This is a genomic window from Paenibacillus sp. E194 (assembly GCF_000935845.1).
In the GTDB taxonomy this organism is placed as follows: domain Bacteria; phylum Bacillota; class Bacilli; order Paenibacillales; family Paenibacillaceae; genus Paenibacillus_B; species Paenibacillus_B alvei_B.
Map to the genome: position 1 here is coordinate 1 of NZ_JMDX01000337.1, position 5,037 is coordinate 5,037.

Annotated in this window: 4 protein-coding genes; 2 read left to right on the plus strand and 2 right to left on the minus strand. The window is 49.8% G+C overall.

Features of this window, described 5'->3' with window-relative positions; translation table 11 throughout:
- Positions 1–2,100 (minus strand): (Fe-S)-binding protein (locus AZ66_RS26790; protein WP_044357675.1); only part of this gene is annotated, 2,100 nt, incomplete at its 3' end.
- Between the two features lie 224 nt (positions 2,101–2,324).
- On the opposite strand from AZ66_RS26790, the gene AZ66_RS26795 reads away from it, so the two are divergent.
- Positions 2,325–3,101: an electron transfer flavoprotein subunit beta/FixA family protein gene (locus AZ66_RS26795; protein WP_044357679.1), complete on the plus strand. Its 777-nt coding sequence runs from the start codon at positions 2,325–2,327 to the stop codon at positions 3,099–3,101.
- A 101-nt stretch (positions 3,102–3,202) separates the two neighbouring features.
- Positions 3,203–4,210: an electron transfer flavoprotein subunit alpha/FixB family protein gene (locus AZ66_RS26800; protein ID WP_044357677.1), complete on the plus strand. Its 1,008-nt coding sequence runs from the start codon at positions 3,203–3,205 to the stop codon at positions 4,208–4,210.
- A gap of 188 nt (positions 4,211–4,398) precedes the next feature.
- On the opposite strand, the gene AZ66_RS26805 is transcribed toward AZ66_RS26800, so the two are convergent.
- Complete coding sequence (locus AZ66_RS26805; protein ID WP_044357678.1) at positions 4,399–4,902, minus strand: RicAFT regulatory complex protein RicA family protein; 504 nt, start codon at positions 4,900–4,902, stop codon at positions 4,399–4,401.
- Positions 4,903–5,037 lie beyond the last annotated feature (135 nt).

Genomic DNA, 5,037 nt, shown 5'->3' on the forward strand with positions numbered 1-5,037 from the left:
ACATGCAGACCCAATCACAGAAGGCTGAACCTGAAGTGCCTGCTCTACCCGCGCCACATTGACGCGCGTCCCAGACGTTTCCTCCATCCACATCTGACCACCGCCTGCCCCGCAGCACATCGCATTATCCCCACTTCGTTCCAATTCAAGCACCGTTAGTTCTGGCACTGCACGCAGCAGTTCTCTAGGCATGTCAATAATCCCGTTGTAACGTGCCAAATAGCAGGAGTCATGCCAAGCGACGCTCTCATGAACCGGATGAACGAAGCGGAAACGCCCCGCCTGCCACAACTGATACAGCCATTCTGTGTGATGATAAACCTGCACTTCTGAATCCAACCCAAAATCCGGATACTCTTTCTTCAAGGTGTGATACGTATGCGGACAAGCGGTTACGATCCTTTGGACACCATATTTGTGGAATGTTGCAATATTCTCCGCGCACATCTGCTGAAACAAAAATTCATTGCCCATACGCCGCGCGGTATCTCCTGAGCTCCGCTCTTCATTGCCAAGAACAGCAAATGCCACATCAGCTGCATGGAAAAGACGAATTAGTGCCTTCGTTACGTGCTGTGTACGCATATCATAGGAACCCATAGCTCCCACGAATAGCAGCACCTCGAAATCTGGACGCTCCTTAACTGTCGGCACAGTTATACCTGTTTCCTTCGTCCACTCTGCGGCCCATTTGAATCTGTCATTGCGGCTGATCCCCCATGGGTTGCCCTGACGCTCAATATTTTGCAGCGCTCGTTGTCCGTCCACAGGCATTTGCCCTTGTGTCAGCACCAGATAGCGCCTCATGTCTACAATTTTATCGACATGCTCATTTCCGACTGGACACTGATCCTCGCAGTTGCGGCATGTTGTACATGCCCATAGTTCTTCCTCGGTAATAACATTACCGATCAACTCGATTGACTGAGCAGACGGATGCCGCTCATCAGGTATGTTTCTCAGCCATCTCACCTGCTGCTTAGCCATCGTCCCCTGCATTCCTTGCTGAAATCGCTGCAGCGCAGCTGACTCGTCAATTGCACCTCCGGCCTGCTGCTCACCTTCCTCCGCCATGCGATGGAACGGCAGCGACCCGGGTGCTGCCAAGCTTGGTACCCACGGGTTGGTCGAAGTTACGGCTGCCCCTTTCTCGGTTAAGTGATCACGCAGCTTCGAGATGAGATGCATAGGAGAGAGAAGCTTGCCCGTATGCGATGCAGGACACACATTCGTACAGCGTCCGCACTCCACGCAGGCATACAGATCAAGCAACTGCTTCCGCTCGAATTGCTCGATTGCTCCAACCCCGAATGATTCTGCCTCCTCGTCTTCCAAATTGATCATTTTCAACTTCCCTGTCTCTTCCTCTGGACGCTTCAGCCAGAGATTGATCGGTGCAGTTATCAGGTGGAAATGCTTCGATTGCGGCACATATATGAGAAATGAAAACAGAATCAGCAAATGTAACCACCAAAATAATTCATATCCGACTGTGAGCCACAGTTCTGCATGTGCGCCAACTGACAAAGGCATTACGATAGCCGATGCAATTCCTGCCGTAATCGAGCCATTAGGCCCTCCAACTCCATTCAAGGCCTCTAGCGCATAATCGAATGTCATGGTGCCAAGGACAGTCACCATCAATCCGCCGATGAAGAATAGTACAATTGAGGGCTTCCACCCCCGCTTCAAGCGCGGCAGCCTCTCCACGTAGCGTCGATAGACTGCAAACAATACTGCTGTGAGCACCATGAGCACTGTCCATTCCTGTGCCACGATGAAGACATGATGGGCTGGCAACGGCAGTGAGTGGCCGGTCAACCCCTTCCAAATCAAATCTAGTGCTCCGACCTGCAAATGGAGGAATCCGTAGAACATTACTGCGTGCATAAACCCACTTCGCGGATCCTTCCACAGCTTGCCTTGACCGAACGTCTGTCCGATGGCACGCATGGTTCGCCTCGCCTGATCGGTTGGCTTCGTGCCTGCCTGCCCCAAGCCTATGTAGCTGACTCGATGTCGAATTGCAGCAGCAGCCAAGCCGATGCCAATCGCAACAACGAAGAGAAAGACAAGCCATTTTACATAAATCAGCACCATACCTCCCCTCCCTTTTGGGTGATACATGCCTGATCTCGTTTTGCTCAACATAGCTGTTCGATAAGAACTATGTTTGATGGATATGAGTTGGGACATGAAAAAATACGTTCTTGCCTTTTATGACCACTGGTTAATGAAATTCGAATAAAAGTAAGTAGTAGAGATAAGTCCGAACATTTCCCCATACAATGATCGTAATGAAGCCGGAACTTGGGGTGATGACCTTGAATTTAGTTGTGCTTATGAAGCAAACGTTCGACACAGAAGAAAAAGTCATAATTACAGATGGTCTGCTCTCTGAAGACGGAGTAAAATGGATAATAAATCCCTATGATGAATATGCCATCGAAGAAGCCGTGCGATGGAAAGAAAATCATGGCGGTGTAGTCACCGTTGTGACTGCCGGCCCTGATCGTTCCGAGGAAGCGCTTCGCATAGCGCTCGCAATGGGAGCAGACGAAGCCATACATCTTGTATTGTCGCCAAGTGACACAGGGGGGATGGATGAATTCACAATCTCTCATTTGCTCGCAAAGACATTGCAGGAGAAACAGCCGGATCTAATCTTCTCTGGTCATTTCTCTGTCGATCAAGGCAGTGCCCAGGTTGCTGTCCGTGTCGCCAGCCTGCTCGACCTGCCACATGTCGCTGCGATCACTTCGATCGAGCGCATCGATGATTCGCAGGTAACGGTCAGTCGTGACGCAGAAGGTGATAGCGAGAATCTCAAAGTGACCTTGCCTGCATTATTTACGGCACAGCAAGGATTGAACGAGCCCAGATATCCGACTCTACCAGGCATTATGAAGGCGAAGCGGAAGCCGATCGAAAAGCGGTCGGCTTCCGCACAGCTTCAGAATGAATCTTATGCTCCTGCCACAGAGCGAGTAGCCCTCGAGCTTCCTCCCCCGAGACAGGCGGGGCAGATATTGAAGGGCACTGTATCGGAGCAAGTAGAGCAATTGGTTCAATCGCTACGCAATGCTTCCTCTCTCTTCTAACTCTCTCTAACTAGGTTGCAAATTGAACACGCACTTACTTGTAACGATTGAGCCTTAACATGAAGCCGCAAGCGTGCTATCGACTGGAAAGGAGTGCTGCTATGAGCCGCACATATGCTGTTATTGCTGAAATACGCGGAGATCGATTGCGCCAGGTTACATTCGAAGCGCTTGGTGCTGCCGCGCAAATGGCGAAGCCTGATGATCGAATTATTGTGCTTGTCATTGGGTTTCAACTTGCAGGGGACACAATCCAGTCCTTGATGATTCCAGGAATTGCGCAAGTTAGCTGCGCAGATGATGAGAGGTATAAATATTACGAGGCGGAGACGTATTTCGCGGCACTGCATGCCTTTATAGAGCAGCAATCGCCTGACGTCGTGCTGCTTGGGCATACGGCGATGGGACGTGATCTTGCGCCAATGCTAGCAGCTCAGCTCCATACAGGTCAGATATCCGATGTCGTATCAATTCGTGCAGATGACTCCGACACGACCTTCCTAAGGCCAGTCTACGCAGGCAAAGCATTTGAAACTAGACGCTTCGCCAACCAAGAAAGACCTTGGATCATCACGATTAGACCTAACAACTTCACTCCTGTTACTCAACAAACGGGTTTGCTTCCGACTCACGAGAGCATTCAGAAGCCGCAAGTTGATTCCTTGCTTGCCCCCGCCCCATCCCTACGGACGGTTGTCCACGAAGTCGTCACGAAGATGAGCGGCTCCGTTGATTTGTCAGAGGCCAAAATTATTATTTCTGGCGGTCGAGGTGTGAGAAGCGCCGATGGGTTCAAGCCGCTGGAACAGCTGGCCCGAGTGCTGAATGGAGCAGTCGGCGCTTCGCGAGGAGCTTGTGATGCGGGCTATTGCGACTACTCGTTGCAGATCGGACAGACGGGTAAGGTTGTTACACCTGAGATTTATTTTGCCTGTGGGATAAGTGGAGCCATCCAGCATATCGCAGGAATGAGTCAAGCTCGAATCATTGTTGCCATTAATATCGATCCGGAAGCCCCTATCTTCAAAGTAGCGGATTACGGGATCGTCGGTGATTTATTCGAGGTGGTGCCGCTACTTACCGAACAATTCCGCAAGCTGCTCTCCTGATTGTTTCGCAGGCTGCCAACGGGTCAATCTCGCTGACGACTATACTACTCCTATGCCGCATACGTCATCTGTGTACCTTGGAGCAATGCTGCCTACTATGAAAGATGATCGATGATCCCCTCTCCGTTCATAAGAAAAAGAAGGCTTCCCACATCATCTGTAGGAAGCCTTCTTCTATTCATCTGTGCTTAGTCGCATGATTCTGGCGCTTCAGGGGTTGCTGCTTCTACTTCAATCTTATTAGATACCGTATCACGAATAACGGACATAACCAGTTGCAGCATGTAATTCACATCGCTCTGGCTTTGCTGGAATTCCACAACGAGTGGAATATTGTCCAGTTCATCCTGAAGTTCACTAATCTCATTCTCGATCTTATCTACCATCTTCGTATTTTGGAACGATTGGAAGGCAACCAGTTCCTTCTGCTTCTTCTTAATCGTGGAGATCAGCTCTTGTACCCTAGTATGCGTTTGAATTTGCTTCTCAGCTTGCTGATATTGCCGAACCTCATCCGTTGTTATGATGAGTTCAGACAACTGCTTCGCCTTCGTCATAATATCTTCTCGTACTAGCAAATCCCGCGTATTGAACTTCGGTATACCGCATCCCGATCGATGGGCGTGCTCCTCATGATCCGAGTGTTCTGCGTGTTCCGAATTCACCTTCGAAGATTGTGGTTGTTGCGTCAATGAGAACCTCTCCCATCTATTCGGCCTGAATTGTATTGGTAAAATCTATCTCTTCTCGTTTATTGTATCCGAAAATAAAGAAAAGGTTAAGAAGTCATTTGCATCGGTTGTGTGACAAGCACACCCTTGATGTAA

Excerpts from the sequence above, each read along its gene's own strand:
- AZ66_RS26800 (WP_044357677.1), top strand. The coding sequence starts at position 3,203 with ATGAGCCGCACATATGCTGTTATTGCTGAAATACGCGGAGATCGATTG.